General features: G+C 66.3%; 21 protein-coding genes. 8 read left to right on the forward strand and 13 right to left on the reverse strand.

The window, feature by feature from the left end; translation table 11 throughout:
• The first annotated feature begins 19 nt into the window (after positions 1 to 19).
• Positions 20 to 1426: a class II fumarate hydratase gene (locus tag WIX41_RS15945; RefSeq protein WP_339449138.1), complete on the forward strand. Its 1407-nt coding sequence runs from the start codon at positions 20 to 22 to the stop codon at positions 1424 to 1426.
• Positions 1427 to 1628: 202 nt separating this feature from the next.
• Here WIX41_RS15945 and WIX41_RS15950 read toward each other — a convergent pair whose 3' ends face one another.
• The 7 genes from WIX41_RS15950 to WIX41_RS15980 form a co-directional block, all read right to left on the reverse strand.
• Positions 1629 to 2054 (reverse strand): hypothetical protein, encoded by a 426-nt coding sequence (locus WIX41_RS15950; protein ID WP_339449140.1) that lies wholly within the window; start codon positions 2052 to 2054, stop codon positions 1629 to 1631.
• Positions 2055 to 2146: 92 nt separating this feature from the next.
• On the reverse strand, positions 2147 to 2734 hold the full coding sequence (locus tag WIX41_RS15955; RefSeq protein WP_339449142.1) for a DUF2884 family protein: 588 nt from the start codon (positions 2732 to 2734) through the stop codon (positions 2147 to 2149).
• 13 nt (positions 2735 to 2747) lie between these two features.
• Positions 2748 to 3635, reverse strand: a complete 888-nt coding sequence (locus WIX41_RS15960) for a GIN domain-containing protein (RefSeq protein WP_339449143.1) — start codon at positions 3633 to 3635, stop codon at positions 2748 to 2750.
• Positions 3636 to 3661: 26 nt separating this feature from the next.
• Positions 3662 to 4693, reverse strand: coding sequence for an ABC-2 transporter permease (locus WIX41_RS15965; protein ID WP_339449145.1), 1032 nt, complete (start codon positions 4691 to 4693; stop codon positions 3662 to 3664).
• Entirely contained in the window at positions 4690 to 5565 is an 876-nt protein-coding gene (locus WIX41_RS15970; protein ID WP_339449147.1) for an ABC transporter ATP-binding protein, read from the reverse strand. Before WIX41_RS15970 ends, WIX41_RS15965 begins: the two co-directional genes overlap by 4 nt.
• Positions 5562 to 5924 (reverse strand): GntR family transcriptional regulator, encoded by a 363-nt coding sequence (locus WIX41_RS15975; protein ID WP_070209529.1) that lies wholly within the window; start codon positions 5922 to 5924, stop codon positions 5562 to 5564. The genes WIX41_RS15970 and WIX41_RS15975 overlap by 4 nt, the downstream gene beginning before the upstream one ends.
• A gap of 2 nt (positions 5925 to 5926) precedes the next feature.
• Complete coding sequence (locus WIX41_RS15980; protein WP_339449152.1) at positions 5927 to 6523, reverse strand: hypothetical protein; 597 nt, start codon at positions 6521 to 6523, stop codon at positions 5927 to 5929.
• Between WIX41_RS15980 and WIX41_RS15985 the strand changes: the two genes are divergently transcribed.
• The 6 genes from WIX41_RS15985 (at position 6522) to WIX41_RS16010 (ending at position 12659) form a co-directional block, all read left to right on the forward strand.
• Entirely contained in the window at positions 6522 to 7130 is a 609-nt protein-coding gene (locus tag WIX41_RS15985; protein WP_339449153.1) for a glutathione peroxidase, read from the forward strand. The genes WIX41_RS15980 and WIX41_RS15985 overlap by 2 nt on opposite strands.
• 84 nt (positions 7131 to 7214) lie before the next feature.
• The gene (locus tag WIX41_RS15990) at positions 7215 to 8195 is read left to right on the forward strand and encodes an FKBP-type peptidyl-prolyl cis-trans isomerase (RefSeq protein ID WP_339449155.1); all 981 of its coding nucleotides are present in this window, start codon (positions 7215 to 7217) and stop codon (positions 8193 to 8195) included.
• A gap of 23 nt (positions 8196 to 8218) precedes the next feature.
• Positions 8219 to 9568, forward strand: a complete 1350-nt coding sequence (locus tag WIX41_RS15995) for a UDP-glucose dehydrogenase family protein (RefSeq protein WP_339449157.1) — start codon at positions 8219 to 8221, stop codon at positions 9566 to 9568.
• Positions 9561 to 9800 (forward strand): SlyX family protein, encoded by a 240-nt coding sequence (locus WIX41_RS16000; protein WP_068852947.1) that lies wholly within the window; start codon positions 9561 to 9563, stop codon positions 9798 to 9800. Before WIX41_RS15995 ends, WIX41_RS16000 begins: the two co-directional genes overlap by 8 nt.
• A 13-nt stretch (positions 9801 to 9813) precedes the next feature.
• On the forward strand, positions 9814 to 10539 hold the full coding sequence (locus WIX41_RS16005) for a DUF2058 domain-containing protein (protein ID WP_339449161.1): 726 nt from the start codon (positions 9814 to 9816) through the stop codon (positions 10537 to 10539).
• 62 nt (positions 10540 to 10601) lie between these two features.
• Positions 10602 to 12659: an acyltransferase family protein gene (locus tag WIX41_RS16010; RefSeq protein WP_339449162.1), complete on the forward strand. Its 2058-nt coding sequence runs from the start codon at positions 10602 to 10604 to the stop codon at positions 12657 to 12659.
• 295 nt (positions 12660 to 12954) lie between these two features.
• Here WIX41_RS16010 and metH read toward each other — a convergent pair whose 3' ends face one another.
• From metH to WIX41_RS16025, 3 genes are read right to left on the reverse strand one after another with little or no spacing between them, the layout of a single operon-like run.
• Positions 12955 to 15639, reverse strand: a complete 2685-nt coding sequence (metH, locus tag WIX41_RS16015) for a methionine synthase (RefSeq protein ID WP_339449164.1) — start codon at positions 15637 to 15639, stop codon at positions 12955 to 12957.
• Positions 15636 to 16718, reverse strand: coding sequence for a homocysteine S-methyltransferase family protein (locus tag WIX41_RS16020; protein WP_409187420.1), 1083 nt, complete (start codon positions 16716 to 16718; stop codon positions 15636 to 15638). The genes metH and WIX41_RS16020 overlap by 4 nt, the downstream gene beginning before the upstream one ends.
• A gap of 9 nt (positions 16719 to 16727) precedes the next feature.
• Complete coding sequence (locus WIX41_RS16025; RefSeq protein ID WP_339449165.1) at positions 16728 to 17657, reverse strand: ArsR/SmtB family transcription factor; 930 nt, start codon at positions 17655 to 17657, stop codon at positions 16728 to 16730.
• A gap of 147 nt (positions 17658 to 17804) precedes the next feature.
• On the opposite strand from WIX41_RS16025, the gene WIX41_RS16030 reads away from it, so the two are divergent.
• Positions 17805 to 18953, forward strand: coding sequence for an acyl-CoA dehydrogenase family protein (locus WIX41_RS16030; RefSeq protein WP_339449166.1), 1149 nt, complete (start codon positions 17805 to 17807; stop codon positions 18951 to 18953).
• Positions 18954 to 19204: 251 nt separating this feature from the next.
• On the opposite strand, the gene WIX41_RS16035 is transcribed toward WIX41_RS16030, so the two are convergent.
• From WIX41_RS16035 to WIX41_RS16045, 3 genes are read right to left on the reverse strand one after another with little or no spacing between them, the layout of a single operon-like run.
• Positions 19205 to 22375, reverse strand: coding sequence for a multidrug efflux RND transporter permease subunit (locus tag WIX41_RS16035; protein WP_339449167.1), 3171 nt, complete (start codon positions 22373 to 22375; stop codon positions 19205 to 19207).
• Positions 22376 to 22390: 15 nt separating this feature from the next.
• Positions 22391 to 23662: an efflux RND transporter periplasmic adaptor subunit gene (locus WIX41_RS16040; protein ID WP_339449169.1), complete on the reverse strand. Its 1272-nt coding sequence runs from the start codon at positions 23660 to 23662 to the stop codon at positions 22391 to 22393.
• Entirely contained in the window at positions 23662 to 24321 is a 660-nt protein-coding gene (locus tag WIX41_RS16045) for a TetR/AcrR family transcriptional regulator (RefSeq protein WP_339449171.1), read from the reverse strand. The genes WIX41_RS16040 and WIX41_RS16045 overlap by 1 nt, the downstream gene beginning before the upstream one ends.
• Positions 24322 to 24387 lie beyond the last annotated feature (66 nt).

The following is a 24387-nucleotide window of genomic DNA, read 5'->3' on the forward strand; positions in this document are numbered from 1 at the left end:
AGAATCGCGGAGTGACGCAATGAGCAAGGGTTTCAGGACCGAGCACGACAGCATGGGCGAACTGCAGGTACCTGCAGATGCGCTGTGGGGCGCGCAGACGCAGCGCGCGGTGGACAATTTCCCGGTGTCGGGCCAGCGCATGCCGCGCGGGTTCATCCGCGCGCTGGGTCTGGTGAAAGGCGCCGCAGCTGCGGTCAACGCCGAGCTGGGCCACCTGCCGAAGAACATCGCCAAGGCGATTGAAAGCGCGGCCGGTGAAGTGGCTGAAGGCCGCCACGACGCGCACTTCCCGATCGACATCTACCAGACCGGGTCGGGTACCTCGTCGAACATGAATGCCAACGAGGTGATCGCCACGCTGGCCAACCGTGCGGGCAAGGCGGGCAAGACCACGGTGCACCCCAACGACCACGTCAACCAGGGCCAGAGTTCGAACGATGTGATCCCGACGGCACTGCGCGTGTCGGCGTTGCTGGGCGTGCAGGAACAGCTGCTGCCGGCGCTGGTGCACCTGCGCAAAACGATCGACAAGCGCGGGCGCGCGCTGCGCAAGGTGGTCAAGACTGGCCGCACGCATTTGATGGATGCGATGCCGCTGACCTTTGAGCAGGAATTCGGTACGTGGTCGGCGCAGTTGTCGTCGGCGCAGGAGCGGCTGGAAGACAGTCTGAAGCGGCTGCGCCGGCTGCCACTGGGCGGCACGGCGATCGGCACGGGCATCAACGCCGACCCGCGCTTTGGCGAGCGGGTGGCCAAGCGCCTGAAGCAGCAGACCGGGGTGCGCTTTGACAGTGCGGAAAACAAGTTCGAGGGGCTGGCGGCGCAGGACGATGCGGTGGAGCTGTCCGGCCAGCTCAACGCGCTGGCGGTGGCGCTGATCAAGATCGCCAACGACCTGCGCTGGATGAATGCCGGTCCGCTGGCGGGCCTGGGCGAGATCGAGCTGCCGGCGCTGCAGCCAGGCAGTTCGATCATGCCGGGCAAGGTCAATCCGGTGATTCCCGAAGCGACGGTGATGGTGTGCGCGCAGGTGATCGGGCACCACACGGCGATCACGGTGGCGGGGCAGACGGGCAACTTCCAGTTGAACGTGACGCTGCCGCTGATCGCGGCAAACCTGCTGGATGGCATCGGCCTGCTCTCCAATATTTCGCGACTGCTGGCCGACACGGCCATCGTCGGGCTGAAGGTGCGCGAGGACCGGGTACGCGAAGCGCTGGGCCGCAATCCCATCCTGGTGACGGCGTTGAATCCGATCATCGGTTACGAAAAGGCCGCGGCCATCGCCAAGCGCGCCTACAAGGAGCAGCGCCCGGTGCTGGACGTGGCCAAGGAAGACAGTGGTTTGAGCGAAGCCGAGCTGCGCCGGTTGCTGGATCCGGCGGCGCTTACTGCTGGCGGCATTCATGCTGGTGGTGGTGGTTAAAAGCTAAAGGCTACAGCTAACAGCAGCGTTTCCATCTCTGCGAGCGGGGCGGCCGTCGGGCAGCCCCTTACGGGACACGCCGTAAACCGCCCTCCGGGCCCCGGAGGGGGGTTCACGGCGCCCCCCGTACCCCCGCACCCGCCGGCCCTGCGCGCAGAATCCTGCAGGCCAGAGCTTTTGCGTTTGACGTGGACGTGGGCGCTTACCGCCGATCCGCCATCAAATTGTCGAACGTCTCGGTGTAATCCTTGAACTGCGGAACACGCGTGACCAGGTCCGGCGGGATCGGCTGCATGCCCGGCGGCACCTGGATCTTCACCGCGCGTTTGTCCGGGTCGTAGGGCGCGTCGGTGAGGGTGTTCTGGCGCAACACCTGCAGCTGGCCGAACATCTGCTGCAGCAGCGCATGCTGGCTGTCGTTGAGCGGGACCTCGATTTCGTCGATCTTCATGTGGCCGTTGGGCAGCACGATGATGTTCGGCGCTGGCGCGCGGCGCACGGTGACCATGCCGTCGCTGACGGTGATCTTGGGCTTGCCGCGCTCGGCGCGGTGGTTGCGGTATTCCTGGTCGCAGCCGGTGGCGGCAAGGCAGAACAGGGCCAACAGCAGGAGGTACAGCTTCTTCATGGCCGGCAGTGCACAAAAAAGGGGAGGGCTAGTGTAGCCCTCCCCCCGTGCAGCGGGCCTGCCTGCGACCGTATGCCGCAGGTGCCGTGGGCTCAGCTGTGGCAGTCGTCGATGTCGCTCTGGTCCATGGTGGCGTACGGCTTGAATGCCGGAAGCGCCGCCGCCAGTGCCTGCTGCCTGGCCATCATCGTCGGCAGCAGCTCGCACAGCTGCTTGGCGCTGGCTTCGATCTTGGCCGCTTCGGCGTTCACCCGCTCCTCGATGCCCTGGGTGTCGCCGGAAAACACCCCGCGCAGGGCTTCGCCGGCGGCCTTCACGCCCAGGCTGGCACCGGCCACGCCGATGTCCATGCCCGCGCCGGCCAGCGCCTCCACCTGCTTGCGGTAGTCCAGCAGCAGCGCCCGTTGCTGGGCGTCGATGGTCACCGCAGTGCCGTTGATCAGCAGGTCGCCCTGCGGGGTGATCTCGGCCTTGTCGGACTGGTCGTTGGAAATCTTGATGTTGCCCTTGGCGATCTCCACGCGCGCCTTGTCGGTGGCAGCTTTCACCTTTTCGCCGATTGAACCGGCATCCACCACCGGCTTGCCGGTGGCCGGGTCGGTCCTGTTGGAATCGGCGTTGCTGCAGGCAGCCAACGGCAGGCACAACAGCAGGGTAGGGAGCAGCAGTCGCATGTTCATGGTGAGGCTCCCATTATTTGCCGCGCGGCAGCTGCACCTTGCCGCGCACGTCGCTGTGGTTGATGTCGCCGCTGCCGCTGTTGGCCACCGTCAGGTCGCCGCCCACATCGCGGACCGTGACATCGCCCGAACCATGACGCTCCACCTTGACGTTGCCACCGACGCCGCGTGCTTCGAAATCGCCCGAGCCGATGTTGCCCAGGCTCACGTTGCCCTTGACCTGGCGCAGGTCCACATCGCCCGAACCGACCGTTTTGATGTCGACATTGCCGGCCACGCCGTCCAGGGTCAGGTCGCCCGAGCCGATCGTGCCGACTGCGGCGTTGCCATGCAGGTTGCGGGCGGTGAAATCGCCCGAGCCGATCGACAGCAGGTTCAGTGCGCCGGCGCCGTCGAGCTCGACATCGCCCGAGCCGATCGCTGCGGTGACCAGGCCCTTGATGTCGCGCAGCGTGATGTCGCCCGAGCCGACATCGGCGCTGAGCGAATGCGCGCCGGTCACGCTGGCATCGCCCGAGCCCACCTTCATCTGCACCAGCACGTTGGCCGGGATGGTGCCGCGCAGGTCCAGGTAGGCGTAGCTGTTGCCGCCCATGTTCCAGTTCAGCCCCTGGTTTTCGCGCTGCAGCTTCACCACCAGTTTGTCGCCGACCTTCTGCTGGGTCACGGTCAGTTGGCTCAGCCAGTCGGCATTGGAGGCGCAGGCACGGCCGCCGAGCTGGGCAGCGCCCGGGCCGGCCTGCAGCACCAGGTCGTGCTGGTTGACCTCGAACACGATCGCCTTGGCACCGGCCACGTCGAGCTTGAGATCGCGCGGGGCGTTGAACTTGCACTGCGGCTCATCGGCCAGTGCGGTCAGCGGCAGCAACAGCAGGGAAGCGATGGCTAGATTGCGGATCATGGGCAGGGTCCTCGAGGGGAGCAGGGTCAGATTTCGCCGGCGCGGCGGCGCAGGCGGATGGCGATGATGATGAACACGGCACCGGCAGCAGCGCCGATCCACAGCTCGGGCAGGCCCAGCGCGGCCAGCTGGCTGGCCGGCGACAGGGCGGCGGCCACGTTGTCGCTGTCGCGCATCACCGACTGCAACTGGTCGGTGCGGTAGAACAGGTCGCTGCCCGGCAGCGTGCCCAGCAGCAGGCGGCCGACGATGTGCTGCCAGAACCAGCCGCTGGTCATGTTGAACAGCTCCATCACGTGGGTGGTGCTGACGATGATGCCGGCGAACAGCGGCAGCATCACCGCCCACAGGAACGGCTTGGACTTTGCCCAGGCCGACCACATCAGCAACCAGCCCACGGTCGGCAGCGCCCACAGCAGGTACACCGGCAGCCAGGACAGGTGGCTGGCCACGAAAGCCAGCGGGCTGGCCGGGCCCCAGATCAGGGTCAGCGGATTGCCGCCGTGGGCCAGCACCACCACCGAGAGGATCAACATGAAGCCGAACATGGTCAGCACCGAGGCCACCACGGCAATGAGCGGGGCGACCAACAGCGCGCTCAGCGCCTTGGACAGCACGGTCTGGGTGTCCGACAGCGGCAGCGACTTCCAGAACAGGATGCTGCGGTCGCGGCGGTCGTCGTACAGCGCACCCAGGCAGTAGAAGAACACCACGAAGGCCAGCACCACGAACGGCCACAGCGAGCTCAGTACCAGGGTGGCATCCAGGGCGTTGCCCAGGTCGGCCATGCCCTTGGCATCCATGTTGGCGGTCAGCAGCTTCAGGTCCAGGCCGTTGACGTTGATGTTGGTGTTGTCGATGTGCAGGTCGCCGCTCTCGGCCGCGCGGCGCAGGCCCCACAGGCCGAGCAGGATGCCGATCAGGCTCATCACCAGCGAAATGCCGCCGGCAATCAACGGTGCCCACAGGAACCCGCCGCGGTTTTCCCAGTATTCGCGCTTGAGCAGCCACTTGAACGTGCTGGCCTTGCTGATGGGGTGGAAGTGGACGGTGTTCATGCGTAGGTTCCCTTCATGATGGCCACGAACAGATCCGCCAGCCCCGGGCTGCGGATTTCGCCAAGCGGCGTGAGCTGGGCGCGCGGCACCCCATCAAACAGCAGCACGGTCTTGCCGAACGGCAGGCTGCGCTCGTCGATCGGCTTGAGCGCACGCGCCGCTTCCAGCGTTTCGGCCGACACCAGCACTTCGGTGTAGCGCTCGCCGACGTCTTCCATGTCGGTGGTGAGCACGATGCGGCCGTCGCGGATGAACATCACGTCGGTAAGGATGTGTTCGATCTCTTCCACCTGGTGGGTGGTCACGATGATCGTCTTCTGTTCGTCGAAATAGTCTTCCAGCAGGCGCTGGTAGAACTCCTTGCGGTACAGGATGTCCAGGCCCAGGGTGGGCTCGTCCAGCACCAGCACCTTGGCGTCGATGGCCATCACCAGCGCCAGGTGCAGCTGCACGATCATGCCCTTGGACAGTTCGCGCACGCGCTGCCGCGGCTGCAGTTTGGTGGAGGCCAGGAAGCGTTCGCAGCGGACACGGTCGAAGCGCGGGTGCACCCCGGCCACGAAATCGATCGCCTCGCGCACCTTCATCCAGCGCGGCAGCACCGCCACGTCGGCGATGAAGCACACATCGTTCATCAATGCGTTGCGCTGCACGGTCGGGTCCAGCCCAAGCACGCTCAGCTCGCCTTGCACCGGAGTCAGACCCAGCAGTGCCTTGAGCAGGGTGGTCTTGCCCGCGCCGTTGGGGCCGATCAGGCCGGTGATCCGGCCCGGGGCGATGGTGAAGCTGGTGTTGTCCAGCGCGAGGGTCGACTTATAGGCCTTGCGCAGGCCACGAGCGGAAATGACGACATCACTAGCAACGGCATTCATGAGGATTTCCCCTGGGGCAGCAATTCGTCGAGGTGCAGGCCCAGGCGCTGGATGCGCTCCAGGACCAGCGGCCATTCTTCATTGAGGAACCGGTCGCGTTCGCTGCTGCGCAGCTGCGTGGCCGCTTCTTCGGTCATGAACATGCCCAGGCCGCGGCGCTTCTCGACCAGGCCTTCATCGGCCAGTTCCTGGTAGGCGCGCGACACGGTGATGGGATTGAGCTGGTACTCGGCGGCCACCTGTCGAACCGAAGGCAGCGCGTCGCCGGGCTTGATGATGCTGTCGAGCATCATGGCAATCACGCGTTCTTTCAGCTGACGGTAGATCGGAGCACCATCGCTCCATTGGATATCGCTCATGGTCAGCTCCGTGGGTTCAGCGACTGTGCGAATGAGAAGTAAGGCATGGACAGTGAGCTGTGCAGCCGGCGGGGAGGCGTGGGGGCGCCGTCGGCGGTCCCTGCCTTGATGACGCCTGCGTCCTGCGGGCTTTCAAGCGCACCGGTGGCGGTATCGCTGCCACGGTCACCGGCGGGGATGCTGAACCAGCCCAGCAGCAGCAGCGCGGACGCGGCCGTGAGAGCTTTGGCGGAGTGGTGGCGCATGCGGTTCATGGGCTTCCCCTGCATCAGGTGACTGGTGTTGTATGCAACTATAACACCGACACGGCCAAGTGCAATACCCGACACGCCCCAACTGATGGCAGGGGCATTGCAGGACCTGAATGCGGTGGTCAACTCATTGATATCACAGCAATAAATGTTGTGGCAACGCAGCGGATCCGGTCCGCGAGCATTCAGCGGCGTGATGGCCACGTGCGTCAATCGCCTGGAAATCCCCACACGGTAGGTGCCAACCGTTGGTTGGTACAGCTTGAACGCCCGCCGAAAACCCCCGGTGATATAGTCCGCCTGCCCCTGCATGACAGGGTTTCCAGCACCTTTACCGGAGTTTTCCATGCCCCAGTCCCAGCCCGTGCGGTCCCCGTTCCACGCCACCCGGGCGCGCACCCGTCGCTGGGGCAGTGGACTGCTGCTGGCCGGGTTGCTGGGTGCCGGCACCGCCCAGGCCGCCGATCTGCTCGACCTCAACTACCGGCCGCTGGCCGGCAAGGCCGAGGTCAATCTCGAGAAGCAGTACGGCGGCAAGGTCCTGCTGGTGGTCAATACCGCCAGCAAGTGTGGCTTCACCCCGCAGTACGAGGCCCTGGAGACGCTGCAGACCAGGTACGCCGCGCGCGGCTTCTCGGTGTTGGGCTTCCCGTCCAACGACTTCAAGGGCCAGGAGCCGGGCAGCGAGAAAGAGATCCAGGAGTTCTGCACCCTTACCTATGGCGTGAAATTCCCGATGTTCCAGAAGGTGCAGGTCACCGGCGCGGAGGCCACGCCGCTGTATCAGCGGCTGACGGCGGCCACGGGTGTGGCGCCGGGCTGGAACTTCCATAAATACCTGCTGGCGCGCGATGGCCGGGTGGTCGCGCAGTTCCCCAGCAAGATCAAGCCCGATGATCCGGCATTGGTCGCCGCAATCGAACGCGAGCTGTCCGTCGCGCCCGCAAAGCGCTGACATCCTCGACATCTCGCACGTGCGTGCGACAATGATCGCTTTCGCGCCGACGTCGGCGTCCAGTCACTTCCAGGAAAGCAGCGAATGAAGATGGGAATGCGCGGCGCCGCGGCGTCGGTTCTGATTCTGGCGATGGGTGCCACCGGTACCGTGATGTCGCAACAACCGGCCGCAGGCGCGGCCGCCAAGGAGACTTCTGCTTTGACCTCCCAGCGTGAAAAAGTCGGTTACGCCATTGGTATGGACGTGGCCAAGTCCTTCGAACCGATCGCCGACCAGATCGACATCGCCGCCCTGCGTCGTGCGGTGACCAATGCCTTCGAAGGCAAGCAGCCGCTGATCAGCCAGGAAGAGGCCCAGAATACCGACCAGGCGCTGCGCATGGCCATGGCCGTCAAGGCCGGCCAGCCGGTTCCGGGCGTGGCTCCGGGCACCCCGGCGCCGAAGGTGGACCGTGAAAAGGTCGGCCTGATGCTGGGCAGCTATGCCGTGGGCCCGTCGCTGACGCCGCTGAAGGACCATCTGGACCTGGATGCGCTGTTTGACGCCGTGCAGACCGCGTTCGCCAAGGGCACCCCGAAGATGACCGCCGAGCAGGCCCAGGCCACGATGGAAGGCTTCATGGCCGCCCAGCAGGCGGAAATGCAGGCCAAGGCCGCGGCCCAGGGTGAGACCAACCGCCGCGCCGGCAATGATTTCCTGGCCAGGAACAAGACCGTGCCGGGCGTGGTGACCACCGCGTCGGGCCTGCAGTACCAGGTGATCCGTGCCGGCTCCGGCGAACGCCCGTTCCCGAACAGCAAGGTCAAGGTCAACTACGAAGGCAAGCTGCTGGACGGCACCGTGTTCGACAGCAGCTACACCCGCGGCCAGCCGATCGAGTTCGGCCTGGACCAGGTCGTCAAGGGCTGGTCGGAAGGTGTGTCGCTGATGCCGGTCGGTTCCAAGTACCGCTTCTGGATCCCGGGCGAGCTGGCCTACGGCGAGCAGGGCACGCCGGGCGGCCCGATCGGTCCGAACGCGACGCTGACCTTCGACGTCGAACTGCTGGGCATCGTTCCGTAAACGGAACTGGAGTTACCACGGACATGCGCGTCTCAATCTTCGGCACCGGCTACGTCGGTCTGGTCACCGGTACCTGCCTGGCCGACGTCGGCCACCAGGTGGTCTGCGTCGATATCGACCAGGCCAAGGTCGACGGCCTCAACCAAGGGGTCATCCCGATCTACGAACCGGGCCTGGAGCCGATGGTCAAGGCCAACCATGCCGCATCGCGGCTGGCTTTCACCACCGACGCCGCGTCTGCGATCGCGCATGGCCAGGTGATCTTCATTGCCGTGGGCACGCCACCGGACGAGGACGGCAGTGCCGACCTGCAGTACGTGCTGGCCGTGGCCCGCACCATCGGCCGGCACATGCGTGTGCCGACCGTGGTGGTGAACAAGTCGACCGTGCCGGTAGGCACGGCCGACAAGGTCCGCGCGACTATTGCCGAGGTACTGGCCGGGCGCGGCGAGGAGATCGCCTTTGATGTGGTCTCCAACCCCGAATTCCTGAAAGAGGGCGATGCGGTCGCCGACTGCATGCGGCCGGACCGCATCGTGATCGGCGCGGCCAATCCCGACGCGGTGGCGCTGATGCGCCGCCTGTACGCACCATTCAACCGCAACCACGACCGCGTGGTGGAAATGGACGTGCGTTCGGCCGAACTGACCAAGTACGCCGCCAACGCCATGCTGGCGACCAAGATTTCGTTCATGAATGAAATCGCCAACATCGCCGAGAAGGTCGGTGCCGATGTCGAACAGGTCCGCCAGGGCATCGGCTCGGATCCGCGCATCGGCTGGCATTTCATCTATCCGGGCGCCGGTTACGGCGGCTCGTGTTTTCCCAAGGATGTGCAGGCGCTGGCCCGCACCGCGCAGCAGTATGGGCATGAGCCCAAGCTGCTCAATGCGGTCGAAGCGGTCAACGATGCGCAGAAGGGCCACTTGTTCCAGCTGATCCAGCGCCACTACGACCGTGGCGAGGATGAGGGCGTGCGCGGCCGCACCTTTGCGGTGTGGGGCCTTGCCTTCAAGCCGAACACCGACGACATGCGCGAAGCGTCCAGCCGCCGCCTGCTGGCGCAGCTGTGGGAGGGCGGCGCCACCGTCCGCGCCTACGATCCGGAAGCCACCGACGAGGCGCGCCGCATTTTCGGCGAGCGCGACGACCTGGTGTTCTGCGACAGCGCCAACGAGGCGCTGGACGGTGCCGATGCGCTGGTGGTGGTCACCGAATGGAAGCAGTTCCGCAGCCCGGATTTCGTCCACCTGCGCGAAACGCTGAAGGACGCCGTCGTGTTCGACGGTCGCAATCTGTACGACCCGCAGGAGATCGAAGCTGCGGGCCTGGCCTACTACGGCATTGGCCGGGGACGTTCGCTGCATGCATGATTCCACCCCCACCGCGCGTGAGCAGGCGCTGGAAGCGCGCCTGGTCGAACTTGAAATGCGTGTGTCCTTCCAGGAACAGGCATTGGCCGAGCTGAGTGAAGCCCTGGCCGACGCCCGCATCGAGGGCAGCCGCAACGCGGACCTGACCCGCCTGCTGCTGGAGGACCTGGGCAAGGTCCGCAACGCGTTGTATTCCGATTCGGGCGAAGAACCGCCGCCCCCGCACTACTGATCGACCACACGTCATGAGCGATACCCTCCGCGACCAGCTGCTGGGCCTTGGATTCAAAGCCGCGCCCAAGCCCGAACGCAAGCCCGACGCCCGCCGTGATGGCCGGCCCCACAACACGCCACACGGCGCCCGTCCGCCGGCCAAGGCCGGTGAGGGCGCACGTGCACCGCGCGATGGCCAGCGCCCGCCCCGCGAGGGCGACGCCCGCCGCGGTCCGCAGGGCAAGGGCCGCCCGGGTGGCGGCGCCCGCCCCGCTGGCAACGCGCGCCCCGGCCAGGGTCAGAACCCCGGTCAGGGCAAACCGCGCTCGCGCGAGGACATCGACCTGGCCAAGGCCTACGCGATCCGCGCGCAGAAGGAAAAGGACGACCGGATCGAAGCCGAGCGCCTGAAGCAGGAAGAGGCGCGCGTGCGCCGCGAAGCCAAGGTCAAGCTCGATGAGTTGCTCAAGGACAAGGCGCTCAACGATGAAGCGGCCGACATCGCGCGGCACTTCCCGTACGGCGGCAAGATCAAGCGCATCTACGTCACCGCCGACCAGCTGCGCCAACTCAACGCCGGTGAGCTGGGCGTGCTGCAGAGCACTGGCCGCTACCTGCTGGTGACGGCGGCGGTGCTGGCCGAAGCGGAGGCGATCTTTGCCCCGGCCGTGGCGCTGCGCGTGGACCCGAACGCACCGACCGAAGACGACCCGTACGCCGATCCGGCGTACCAGGTGCCCGACGACCTGGTCTGGTAAGCGGTAGGCAGGCCGGCGTGGCGCGCAGCGTCACGCCGGGCAATGGAGTGTGCATGCAGGAAATGCAGTTGCGACAAACCTACGTTCCGCACATCGACGGCCTGCGCGCCGTCGCCGTGCTGTCGGTGATCCTGTACCACCTCAAGGCGAGCTGGCTGCCCGGTGGCTTCACCGGCGTGGATGTGTTCTTCGTGATTTCCGGCTTCGTGGTCAGCGCCTCGGTCGATCGCCTGCCGGTGATGGGTGGCTGGCAGGGCCTGCTCCGTTTCTATGCGCGCCGCATCCGCCGCATCGTGCCGGCGCTGGTGGTGTGCCTGTTGATCACCGCGCTGCTCAGCGCGCTGTTCATTCCCGAATCCTGGCTCAGCGAAACCAGCGACAAGACCGGGCGCCGCGCGTTCTTCGGGCTCAGCAACTGGGTGCTGGCCAGCACCGGCAATGATTACTTCTCGCCGCGCACCGAATTCAATCCGTATACCCACACCTGGTCGCTGGGCGTGGAGGAGCAGTTCTACCTGCTGTTCCCGCTGCTGTTCCTGGCATGGTCGTGCGGTGGGCGCGCACGCGCGCTCTCGCTTGGGCTGTTTGCCCTGGCCACCGTTGCCTCGTTGGCCTACGCGCTGCGGCTGGTTGGGCAGGGCGGGCAGGAAATCCAGGCGTTCTATGTGACCACCACGCGTTTCTGGCAGCTCGGCGCCGGTGTGCTGCTGTACCAGGTGATGACCCTGGCCGGCCGTTTCGACGCCGGGCCGGTCACGCGTGGCCTGTCCTGGCGTTCGCCGCTGCTGTTGCTGGCGGTTGCGGCGCTGGGCTACGGGTTGTGGGCGGCGCGGCCGGGCCATTCGCCATGGCCGGACGGGCTGTGGCCGGTGGTGTCCACCATGCTGCTGCTGGGCCTGCTGCAGCGGCATCGGCAAGGCTGGACCGGACGCGCGCTGGCCAGTACGCCGATGGTCTGGGTGGGCAAGCTGTCGTACTCGCTGTACCTGTGGCATTGGCCGGTATTCGTGCTGTTCCGCTGGACCGTGGGGCTGGAAACGCTGTTGACAGGTGCCTGCGCCGTGGCGCTCGTGTTCGTGCTGGCATGGTTGTCCTGGCGCTGGATGGAGCAGCCGCTGCGGCATGGTGCGCGCGGCCCGCGGACCAACGGACGCTGGGTGCTGCTGGGGCTGGCGGTGCTGGTGCTGGGCGCCGGCCTGCAGTCGGCGCTGGTCAAGCAGCAGCGGCACATTTCGTTGAGCACGGTCAGCCGCCATCCGCTGGACTGGTACCCGTATGCGAAGGGGCTGAAGAAGGAGGTGCCCGATTGCCGCGTCGTGGAATCGAGCATTCCGGTCACGGGTGGCCAGGCGCGGCTGTTGCAGCGGGGCGACTGTCCGGGCGGCAGCGGCGCGGCCAACGTGCTGTTCGTTGCCGGCGATTCGCACGCCTTGGTCTACAACGAGCTGCTGCGCCGCAAGGTAGTGCAGGACGGCGGCCAGGTGCGCCTGTACGGCAGTGGCGGCTGCGCGCTGGCCGGCATGCAGGCGTGGCGTGGGCCGAACCCGGCCTGCGAGGCGTACACCCGCAATGTACTGGAGGATATCCAGGCCACCGCACGTGCCGGTGACGTGCTGTTCCTGCCGGGGCTGCGCATTCCGCGCCTGGCCGAGCAGTATCAGTTGTTCGATGCCGCGCAGGTCAAGGCCGATCTCGCCGGTCCGGCAGCGGTGGAAGGTCGCGCAGCGGAAGTAGTGGCGGCGATCGAACAGCTTCGCCCATTGGCCGAACGCGGCGTGCGGATCATGCTGGAAGCGCCCAAACCAGTGTTGCCGGCGCCGCCGTACCGTTGCTCGGATGCGTTCAACCGGCGCAACCCGATCTGCGTCAACGGCATGCAGATTCCGCGTGAGGAAGTGGACGCGATGCGTGCGCCGGTGCTGGACAGTCTGCGCCAGGTCGCCGCCGCGCTGCCGGGTGCGAGCGTGTGGGATCCATTGCCGATCTTGTGTCCGGGAGAGGTGTGCCAACCCGACGCAGACGGCAAGCCGCTGTATTTCGACGCCGACCACCTGAGCGGCTACGGCAACCGGGTATTGTTGCCCGCATTCCGCCAACACCTGCAGGTGGAGGGTCGGTAATTGGATGGACTCGCCCCTCGCCGAGGCGTCTGGGCGCCATGGTGGCAACCTATAGCCACCAACAGTGAGGGACGAGCCATGAACAAGGTTACGCCAGCTTTTGTGCGCTTGGCCGTGGATCTGGCCAAGCAGGTATTCCAGGTCGCCGGGGAGGATGCCAGCGGCCGGGTGGTTTACGAGGAAAGGATCAGGTCCCGCCCTGCATTCAGCAAGCTGTTGACGGGCCTGGGTGCAGAGGTGGAGGGGTCGCGCGTACCGACGCCCACCGATGGCGGGCCCCCTGCGGTACCTGCCGTCATTCCGGATCGTAATCCAGGTTGGAGGCCAGCCAGCGCTCTGCCTGGGCGCGGTCCACGCCCTTGCGCTTGGCGTAGTCGCTGACCTGTTCGCGGGTCACCCGGCCGACCACGAAGTACTGGCTCTGCGGGTGGCTGAAGTAGTACCCGGAAACCGCCGCCGTCGGCAGCATCGCAAAGCTCTCGGTCAGCTGCATGTCCGCGTTGCGCTCGGCATCCAGCAGCCGGAACAGCGTGGCCTTCTCGCTGTGTTCGGGGCAGGCGGGGTAGCCCGGGGCCGGGCGGATGCCGCTGTACTGCTCGGCGATGAGTGCTTGGTTGTCCAGGGTTTCGTCCGGCTGGTAGCCCCAGTAATCCGTGCGTACGTGCTGGTGCAGGCGCTCGGCCAGTGCCTCGGCCAGGCGGTCGGCCAGTGCCTTGAGCAGGATCGCGTTGTAGTCGTCATGGTCGGCCTCGAAGCGCGCCACGTGCGGGTCGATGCCGATGCCGGCGGTGACCGCGAACGCGCCGATCCAGTCCTGCCGGCCGCTGTCGGCCGGGGCGATGAAATCGGCCAGGCAGAAGTCCGGGCGCTCCACCGGCTTGTCCACCTGCTGGCGCAGGAAGTGAAGCACGGCCGGGCCGTCATCGGTGGTCAGGTGCACATCGTCGCCCACGCTGTTGGCCGGCCACAGCCCGAACACCGCTTTTGCGGTCAGCCAACGCTCGTCGACGATGCGGCCCAGCATCGCGCGGGCATCGCGATACAGCTCGCTGGCCTGGGGGCCGACGATCTCATCGGTGAGGATGGCCGGGTACTTGCCGGCCAGTTCCCAGGCCTGGAAAAACGGCGTCCAGTCGATCACCTCGACCAGGTCGGACAGCGGGTAGTCGTCCAGCACGTGCAGGCCCGGCTTGCGTGGGGCCGGCGGCTGGTACTGCGCCCAGCCACCGTCGAAGCGCTGCGCGCGGGCCTTGGCCAGGGTCACCAGGCGCTTGGCATCGCCGCGGTTGCGGTGGCGCTGGCGGATGTCGGCGTAGTCGGCTTCGTTGGCAGCCACGAAGGCGGTGCGCAGTTCGCTGGAAATCAGCGACTGGGCCACACCCACGGCGCGCGAGGCATCCTTCACCCACACGGTGGGGGCCTTGTAGTGCGGGTCGATCTTCAGCGCGGTGTGCGCGCGCGAGGTGGTGGCGCCGCCGATCATCAGCGGCAGCGTGAAGCCCTGCCGTTCCATCTCGCGGGCCACGTGGCTCATTTCTTCCAGCGACGGGGTGATCAGCCCGGACAGGCCGATGATGTCGGCGTTCTCGGCGCGGGCCGCGTCCAGGATCTTCTGCGCCGGCACCATCACGCCCAGGTCGATCACCTCGAAGTTGTTGCAGGCCAGCACCACGCCGACGATGTTCTTGCCGATGTCGTGCACATCGCCCTTCACCGTGGCCATGATGATCTTGCCGTTGCTCTTGGCGGTATCGCCGCTGCGCGCCTTTTCGGCTTCGATGAAGGGCAGCAGGTAGGCCACTGCCTTCTTCATCACGCGCGCGGACTTCACCACCTGCGGCAGGAACATCTTGCCGGCGCCGAACAGGTCGCCGACCACGTTCATGCCGTCCATCAACGGGCCTTCGATCACGTCCAGCGGGCGGCTCGAACGGATCCGCGCTTCTTCGGTATCGGCTTCTACCCAGGCATCCAGGCCGTGCACCAGCGCATGCGCCAGGCGCGCGTCGATCGGCTTTTCGCGCCAGGCCAGGTCCTCGCCCTTGATCTCGCCCTTCTTGCCCTTGTAGCGCTCGGCGATCTCCAGCAGGCGTTCGGTGCCATCGGGGCGGCGGTTGAGGATCACGTCCTCGACGCGCTCACGCAGCTCGGCATCCAGGTCGTCGTAGATCGGCATGGCGCCGGCGTTGACGATGCCCATGTCCATGCCCGCTGCGATGGCGTGGTACAGGAACACGGCGTGGATGGCCTGGCGCACCGTTTCGTTGCCACGGAACGAGAACGACACGTTGGACACGCCGCCGGACACATGGCAGTGCGGCAGCGTGCGCTTGATGATGCGGGTGGCTTCGATGAAGTCCACCGCGTAGTTGTCGTGCTCTTCGATGCCGGTGGCCACGGCGAAGATGTTCGGGTCGAAGATGATGTCCTGCGGCGGGAAACCCACCTGGTCCACCAGGATCCGATAGGCGCGGGTGCAGATTTCCACCTTGCGCGCGCAGGTATCGGCCTGGCCCTGCTCGTCGAACGCCATCACCACCGCCGCCGCGCCGTAGCGCAGCACCTTGCGCGCGTGTTCGATGAACAGCGCCTCGCCTTCCTTGAGCGAGATCGAGTTGACCACGCTCTTGCCCTGCAGGCATTTCAGGCCGGCTTCGATCACGCTCCACTTGGACGAATCGACCATCACCGGGATGCGCGCGATGTCCGGCTCGGACATGATCAGGTTGAGGTAGCGCGCCATCGCCTTCTCGGAATCGATCAGGCCTTCGTCCATGTTCACATCGAGGATCTGCGCGCCGCTGGCGACCTGTTGCCGCGCCACTTCCACCGCCTCTTCGTAGCGCTCTTCCTTGACCAGCTTGCGGAACTGCGCGCTGCCGGTGACGTTGGTGCGCTCGCCGATGTTGACGAACAGCAGGTCCGGGGTGATGACCAGCGGTTCCAGTCCGGACAGGCGGGTGTGCAGCGGCTCGTTCATTGCACGGCCCTCGGCGGCAGTTCGGCCACGGCCTCGGCGATGGCCTGGATATGTGCGGGCGAGGTGCCGCAGCAGCCGCCGACCAGATTGAGCAGCCCGGCACTGGCGAATTCGCGCAGCGTGGTGGCCATCTCCTCGGGGGTTTCGTCGTACTCGCCGAACGCGTTGGGCAGGCCCGCGTTGGGGTGCGCGCTGACCCGGCAGTCGGCCACGATCGACAGCGTTTCCACGTGCGGGCGCATGTCGCTGGCGCCCAGTGCGCAGTTCAGCCCCACCGACAGCGGCCGGCTGTGCGCCACCGAGGCGTAGAAGGCTTCGGCGGTCTGCCCCGACAGGGTGCGCCCGGAGGCATCGGTGATGGTGCCGGAGATCATGATCGGCAGGCGCGCGCCGCGCGCATCGAAGGCTTCTTCGATGGCGAACAATGCCGCCTTGGCGTTGAGCGTGTCGAAGATGGTTTCGACCATCAGGGTGTCGGCGCCACCGTCGATCAAGCCGTCGATGGCCTCGCGGTAGGTGTCGCGCAGCGCGTCGAAACTGGTGTTGCGGAAGCCGGGATCGTTCACGTCCGGGCTGATCGAGGCGGTGCGGCTGGTCGGCCCCAGTACCCCGATCACGAAACGCGGTTTGTCCGGCGTGGTGGCCTCGACGGCGTCGCAGCACGCCCGCGCGACCGCAGCGCCGGCCTTGTTCAGCTCGTACACCAGGTGCTCCAGGTGGTAATCGGCCTGGCTCACCGACGTGGCGTTGAAGGTGTTGGTTTCGATCAGGTCGGCACCGGCCTGCAGGTAGGCGGTGTGAATGTCGGCGATGACCTCGGGGCGGGTCAACAGCAACAGGTCGTTGTTGCCCTTCAGGTCATGGCCCGCCGGGCGGGCTGCATCGGTGCCGTGCCCGCAACCGGGCCGGTGGGCGCTGTCGAACCCTCCGGCGAAGCGTTCGCCGCGATAATCGTGTTCCTCCAGCCCATGGCGCTGGATCATGGTGCCCATCGCGCCGTCGATGATCAGGATGCGCCGCGCCAGCGCATCTTCCAGGGCGCGGACACGATCGGGGTGCAGCCAGGGCAGGGACGTCACGGGGCAACCTCAGGGCTTGCTGGCAATCAGCGAAATGACTTCAAAATGCGGAGGGCGTTTTTCGCGGGTCACCGTTTCCAGGCTGGACACCACCAGCCCGGCCTTCTCGGCGAACCTGCGCAGTTCCTTGTCCGAAAAGCCCAGGTTGACGTGGCCGTAGGCCTCGACCGCCGCCTTGTGTTCGTGGCGGGCCAGGCTGCACAGCAGCAGGCGGCCGCCGGAGCGCAGCACGCGCGCACCTTCGGCCACGGCCTGGGCCGGCTTGGCGGCGTAGGTCAGCGCATGCATCTGCACCACCAGGTCGAAGCTGCGGTCCTTGAAGGGCAGGGCATGCATGTCGCCTTCGCGCACTTCCACGTTGGCCAGGCGGCGCAGGCGCTCGCTGGCGGCGGCCACCACGCGGGCGCTGGTGTCGATGCAGACGTAGCGCTTGGCGTGCGGGGCCACCAGTTCAGCCAGTACGCCGTCGCCGGAGGCGATATCCAGCACGTCGCCGGTTTCCAGCAGCGGCAGCGCGGTGCGCGCCAGCGCCTCCCAGGTGCGGCCGGGCGAGTAATGGCGCTCCATGTCGCCGGCCACGCTGTCGGCCCAGTTCTGGTCGGCGGCGCGGCTGGCCAGCACGGCGGCCACGCGCTCAGCATCCTGGCGCAGCAGCGGGTCGTCGCTGCCGGTGCTCAGGGCATGCCACAATGCGCGCTGCGCCGGGTCCAGCGCGGCATCGTCGAAGCGGTAGTACGCCGACACGCCGGCGCGGCGGTCGCGCACCAGGCCGGCCTCCTTGAGCCGGGCCAGGTGGGTCGACACCCGTGGCTGGGCCAGGGTGGTGATGGCCGACAGCTCGGCCACGGTGAGTTCTTCCTGTTCCAGCAGCGCCAGCAGGCGCACGCGGGTGGCGTCGGCGAACACTTTCAGCCGGACCGACCAGTCCTCGAGATCCATAAATATCTACCTATCGCGATATAGAGATATTTTCGTCTCCGGCAGCTTCCCGGTCAAGTCAGCCGGGATTGGCCGGCCCCCGGTACAATCGCCGCACCTTGGACGCGCCCTGCGCGGCCATATCGACATTGTTCCTGGGAGGGTTTTGTGGATTTCAGTTTCACCGAAGAGCAGCTGATGCTGCAGGATGTCGCGCGTCGCATCGCGCAGGAAAAGATCGCACCGAGCGCCGAACATCATGACCGTACCGGCGAGTTCCCGCTGGAAAACATCCGCCTGCTGGGCGAGAACGGCCTGATGGGCATCGAAGTGCCGGCCGAATACGGCGGCGCGGGCATGGACCCGATCGCCTATGTGCTGGCGATGGTGGAGGTTGCCGCCGGCGACGCCGCGCATTCGACCATCATGTCAGTCAACAATTCGCTGTTCTGCAACGGCATCCTGACCCATGGCAGCGAGGCACAGAAGCAGAAGTACGTGCGCGCCATCGCCGAGGGCGAGGCCATCGGTGCGTTTGCCCTGACCGAGCCGCAGTCCGGTTCGGACGCCACGGCCATGCGCTGCCGCGCGGTCAAGCAGGCTGACGGCACGTACGTGATCAACGGCAAGAAGAGCTGGATCACCTCCGGCCCGGTGGCCAAGTACATCGTGCTGTTCGCCATGACCGCCCCGGACCAGGGCGCGCGTGGCATCACCGCGTTCATGATCGACACCGACAAGGCGGGCTTCCACCGCGGCAAGACCGAGCCGAAGCTGGGCATCCGCGCCTCGGCCACCTGCGAAATCGAGTTCCAGGATTACGTGGCTGCTGCCGAAGACGTGGTGGGCAAGGAAGGCGAAGGCTTCAAGATCGCGATGGGTGTGCTGGACGCCGGCCGCATCGGCATCGCCTCGCAGGCCATCGGCATCGCGCGTGCCGCGTACGAGGCCACGATCGAGTACGTGAAGGACCGCAAGGCCTTCGGCGCGGCTATTGGCACGTTCCAGATGACCCAGGCCAAGATCGCCGACATGAAGTGCAAGCTGGACGCCGCCCTGCTGCTGACGCTGCGCGCGGCATGGGTGAAGGGCCAGGGCAGGCGCTTCAGCAACGAAGCGGCCATCGCCAAGCTGACCGCCTCGGAAGCAGCGATGTGGATCACCCACCAGGCGGTGCAGATCCACGGTGGCATGGGCTATTCGAAGGAAATGCCGCTGGAGCGTTACTTCCGTGATGCCAAGATCACCGAGATCTACGAAGGCACCTCGGAAATCCAGCGCCTGGTCATTGCCCGCAACGAAACCGGCCTGCGCTGAGGCGGATTCTCGCCGCACAGAGCAAAGCATCGGGGCCCCTCATGGGCCCCGATTGCATTGCCCCTGCAAACCCGCCCCGGCCCGCCTAGCCAGAGATCGTCTCAGCCACAGGCTGTTCGCACAAATGCGTCAGCAGCCGGGCAGCGCCCAGCGACACGGAAAGCGTGCGATTGCAGAAAAAAAGGCCCCGGATCGCTCCGGGGCCTTCTGCGTTTCAGGGTGACCACCAACGGTGGTCACCTATCGCCAGATCAACGATCCGGACGATGCGCTGCGTTGGCTTCGCTCTGGCGTTCCAGGAACTCCTTGGACGGTTCGTCCAGCTTGTCGCCCAGCATGCGGCGGACCACCACGAAGAACACCGGGATCATCAGCAGGCCCAGGAAGGTGGCGAACACCATGCCGCCGATCACGCCGGTACCGATCGCGTGACGCGCGTTGGCGCCGGCACCGGTGGAGATCGCCATCGGGATCACGCCCATGATGAACGCGAACGAGGTCATCAGGATCGGGCGGAAGCGCAGGCGCGAGGCTTCAATCGTCGCATCGCGCAGGTTCTTGCCGGCCGCACGCTGCTCCACCGCGAACTCCACGATCAGGATCGCATTCTTCGCCGCAAGACCAATGACCGTGATCAGGCCGATCTTGAAGTACAGGTCGTTGGGCAGGCCACGGGCCAGCGAGAACGACAGCGCACCCAGCACGCCCAACGGCACCACCAGCAGCACCGCTACCGGGATCGACCAGCTCTCATACAGTGCGGCAAGGCACAGGAACACCACCACGATGGACAGCACCAACAGCAGCGTGGCGGCGTTGCCCGCCAGGATTTCCTGGTAGGACATGCCGGACCAGTCGTAGCCGAAGCCGGCCGGCAGGTCGTCCTGCACGATCCGCTCCATGGCCTGCATCGCCTCGCCCGAACTGCGGCCCGGGGCCTGCGAACCGACGATGTTGATCGCCGAATAGCCGTTGTAGCGGCTCAGCGACGGCGGTGCCGACACCCATTCGGACTTCACCACCGTGCTCAGCGGAATCATCGCCGGGGTACCGTCGGCGTTGGTCTGCAGGGAGCTGGGCGTGTAGAAGCTGTTCAACGACTCGGCACCGGTGCGGAACGGACCATCGGCCTGCATGGTCACGCGCTTGATGCGGCCCTGGTAGAAGAAGTCGTTCACATATACCGGGGCCAGCATCAGCTGGATGGTGCTGTACACGTCCGACACCGACAGCCCCATCGTCTGCGCCTGCACGCGGTCCACGTGCAGCTGCAGCTGGGGTGCGTTTTCCAACCCGTTCGGACGCACGCCGGTGAGCAGTTCCGTCTCCTCGGCCGCCTTGCCCAGCAGGATGTTGCGCGCCTGCGTGAGCTGTTCGAAGCCGGCACCACCACGGTCCTGCAGCCACATGTCGAAGCCGCCGAACTGGCCCAGGCCCTGCACCGTCGGAAGGTTGACCACGAAGATCTGCGCTTCCTTGATGCCGTAGAACGCACCGTTCATGTTCTGGATGAACTCTGGAACGGTGATGTCACGGTCCGCCCACGGTTTGAGCCGGATGAAGCCCATGCCCACGTTCTCGCCCGAACCGACGAAGCTGAAACCGGCCACCTGCAGCATGCCTTCGAAGCCATCCTGCTTTTCCAGGATGCCGCGCATCTGGGCGAAGGTCGCATTGGTCTGCGCCTTGGTCGAGCCCGGCGGCAGCTGCACGATCGCCAGCGCGTAGCCCTGGTCTTCTTCCGGCAGGAAGCTGCCCGGCATGCGGGTGAACAGGAAGCCGCACAGCACGGTCAGCACCACGAACAGGATCATCCAGCGCGGCGCATGCTTCACCGCCGAGGTGATGTGGCCCACGTAGGTACCGCTGACTTTGTCGTAGTACTTGTTGAACGTGCGGTAGACGATGTTCGGTTCACCGTGCGTGGCCTTGAGGAAGGTCGCGCACAGCGCCGGAGTGAAGCCCAGCGCCAGGAACGCCGAGAACGCCATCGCGATGGCGATGGTGAGCGCGAACTGTTTGTAGATCTCGCCTGCGGCACCGCCCTGCAGCGCAGACGGAATGAACACCGCCGCCAGCACCACGGTGATGGCCACCACCGCACCGGTGATCTGGGTCATGGCCTTCTGGGTGGCGGCCTTGGGCGGCAGCTTCTCCTCGGTCATGATGCGTTCGACGTTCTCGATCACCACGATCGCGTCATCGACCACGATGCCGATTGCCAGCACCATTGCAAACAGGGTCAGCTGGTTGATGGTGAAGCCGATGATGCTCATGCCCAGGAAGGTGCCCAGCAGGGCGACCGGGATGACCAGCGTCGGGATCAGGGTGGCGCGGAAGTTCTGCAGGAAGATCAGCATCACCAGGAAGACCAGCACGATGGCTTCGACCAGGGTCTTGACCACTTCCTCGATCGAGATCTTCACGAACGTGGTGCTGTCGTACGGCGAGAACCAGCTTACGCCGGTCGGGAAGGTGGACGCCAGTTCGTCCATCTTCGCGGTGACCGCGTTGGCCACGTTCAGGGCGTTGGCGCCGGGCAGCAGCTGGATCGCGAAGGCGCCCGTCGGTTTGCCGTTGTACTGCGTATCGAAGCCGTAGTTGTTGGCGCCAAAGGCGATGCGCGCGACGTCCTTGAGCAGCACGCGCGAGCCGTCGGCATTGGCGCGCAGGATGATGTTCTCGAACTGGTCCGGCGAGCTGAAGCGGCCTTCGGCCGACACGGTGGCGGTGAAGTAGTGGCCTGCCGGCGAGGGATCGGAACCCAGCGAACCGGCCGCGAACTGCACGTTCTGGGCCTTGATCGCCGCCAGCACCTGGCTGGCCGAGAGGTTGAAGCCCTGCATGCGTTCCGGGTTGAGCCAGATGTTCATGGCGTACTCGGAACCGAACTGCTGGGTGCTGCCCACGCCGGGGATGCGCGAGATCTGGTCGAGCACGCGCGAACCGACGATGTCGTTGAGCGCATCGCGGGTGATCGCTTCAGTGTCCGACTGCAGCGCCACCACCATCAGGAAGCCGGCGTTGGCCTTGGCCACCACCACGCCCTGCTGGGTCACTTCGGTGGGCAGGCGCGGCGTGGCCAGCGAGACCTTGTTCTGCACCTGCACCTGCGCGATGTCCGCGTCGGTACCGGTTTCGAAGGTCAGGGTGATGCTCGCCCGGCCGTTGGAGGCCGACGAAGAGCTGAAGTACAGCAGGTGATCGATACCGGTCAGCTGCTGCTCGATCACCTGGGTGACCGACTTTTCGGTGGTGTCGGCGCTGGCGCCGGGATAGGTGGCGCTCACCGTCACCTGCGGGGGTGCGATGCTCGGGTAGGACTCCACGCCCAGACCCAGGATCGAGATCACGCCCGCAAGCGAGATCAGGATCGCGACCACCCAGGCGAATACCGGGTGTTCAATGAAAAATTTAGGCATGACGGAGGGTTCCCGTTATTGCTTGGTCGGTTCGGCAGCCGGAGCGCCATCGGAGGGCTTGGCGGCCGGATCGGCAGCCGCGGCGGCATCGGCCTGCGCGGCAGGTGCGTTGCCGGCGGCAGGGGTGGCGCCAGCCGGGGCGGCGCCGTTGCCGTTGGCGGTCGTCGGGGTCCACGGCTTGGCCGAGGCCGGCGCGCCTTCCTTGACCTTCTGCACGCCCGCCACGATCACCTGGTCGCCTTGCTGCAGGCCGCTGCTGATCAGCCAGCTGCTGCCCTGCTGGCCTTCGGTGACTACGTTCCTGCGCACCACCTTGCCATCTTTGCCCACCACCATCACATAGCCGCCGGTGGTATCGCGCTGCAGTGCCTGCAACGGCACCAGGAAGGCGTTCTTCCGCTCGCCCAGGACGGCCTGGAAACTGACGAAGGCGCCCGGCAGCAGGATCTTCTGCGGGTTGGGCAGGACCGCGCGCAGGGTTACCGCGCCGGTGGCCGGGTCGACCACGGCCGAGGAGTAATCCAGCGTGCCCGGCTGGTCGTAGAGGGTGCCGTCGGCCAGTTTCACCTGCACGGTGGACTTGCCGTCGCCGCTCAGCGACACCGCACCATTGGCCTGCGCCCGGCGCAGCTGGGTCAGCTCGTCCGAGCTCATCGAGAAGTTGACGAACAGCGGGTCCAGCTGGTCAACGGTGGTCAGCAGGGTGATATCGGCCTGGCCGACCAGCGCGCCTTCGGTGACCTGCTGCTTGCCGGCGCGGCCGGCGATGGGCGAGGTGACCTGGGCGTAACCGAGGTTGATTTTCGCGTTCGCCAGCGAGGCCTGGGCCTGCTGCACAGCGGCGGCGGCAGTGCGTTCGGTGGCTTCGGCCGCGTCCAGGTCGGATTTGGAGACGAACTTCTGCGGGGCCAGCGAACGGGCACGCGCGGCAGCGGCCTTGGCGTTGGCATAGGTGGCCTGGGCAGACGCCAGTTCGGCCTGCGAGGCATTCAACGCTGCCTGCAGTGGCGCCGGGTCGATCAGGAACAGCACCTGGCCCTGCCTGACATCCTGGCCTTCCTGGTAGACGCGCTTGAGCAGCACGCCCGGTACGCGGGCGCGCACATCGGCGCTGCGGTACGGCGACAGGCGGCCCACCAGCTCACGCTGCAGCGGCAGGGTGCCGGCCTTGGCTTCGATCACGCCCACTTCCGGTGGCGGGGGCGTCTGTTGTTCCGGCTTCTTGCAGGCGGTCAACGCTACGGCGACAGCGCACGTCAGGGCGAGGGTGCGGAGTGGGGCGATCATCAGGAGAAACTCCGGTGTTGGTTTGAATGCGGTGAGCGGATCGCCTCAGGCGCAGCGAACGCGCGCAGGAAACTGTCCACGGAAAACTCGGCCCACCGGCGCCGCTGCGAGGCGTCGACACGATGGGGGGTATGAAAGCGCTGCTTTTCGAAATCCTGTCCCGCGATCATGCTCAATAGCAGCTCGGCCATGAAGTGCGGGTCGTCATGCCGGAGCAGGCCATCGCGGATGCGCAACTGGATCCATTCAGCAATGTGAATAACAAGCGCGCCCGCGCCATCCCGGTACAGGGCGCGGGCTTCGTCGGGAAACTGGGCCGACTCGGCCGCGATCAGCCGGCAGGCCTGGGCCACGTGCGGTTCGTTGCAGTGGTCCAGGTAGTCCAACGCGAACTGCAGCAGGCAGCCGCGCAGGTCATCGCCCTCCAGTGCACGCAGTCCGGCGGTGGCCCGGCACAGGTGACGTTGCAGCGCGCGGCGCAGCAGTTCCTGCTTGCTGCCATAGCGGCTGTAGAGGGTCTGCTTGGAACAGCCAGCCTGCTGGGCCACCGATTCCATGCTGAGCTGCATGCCCTGGGTGGCCATCAGATCGCGCACGGCATCGAACACGCGATGATCGCGCGCATCCAGGAAGGCGGCGGCAGGGGCGGGGGAGTTCACGCGGTGGACTATACCGTCCAGTTCAGAATTGGAGAAGGGTTGCTTTTGGCACTGTCGGCCCGGGTG

Origin of the sequence: Stenotrophomonas sp. AB1(2024), assembly GCF_037482345.1 — a bacterium.
Classification (GTDB): Bacteria; Pseudomonadota; Gammaproteobacteria; order Xanthomonadales; family Xanthomonadaceae; genus Stenotrophomonas.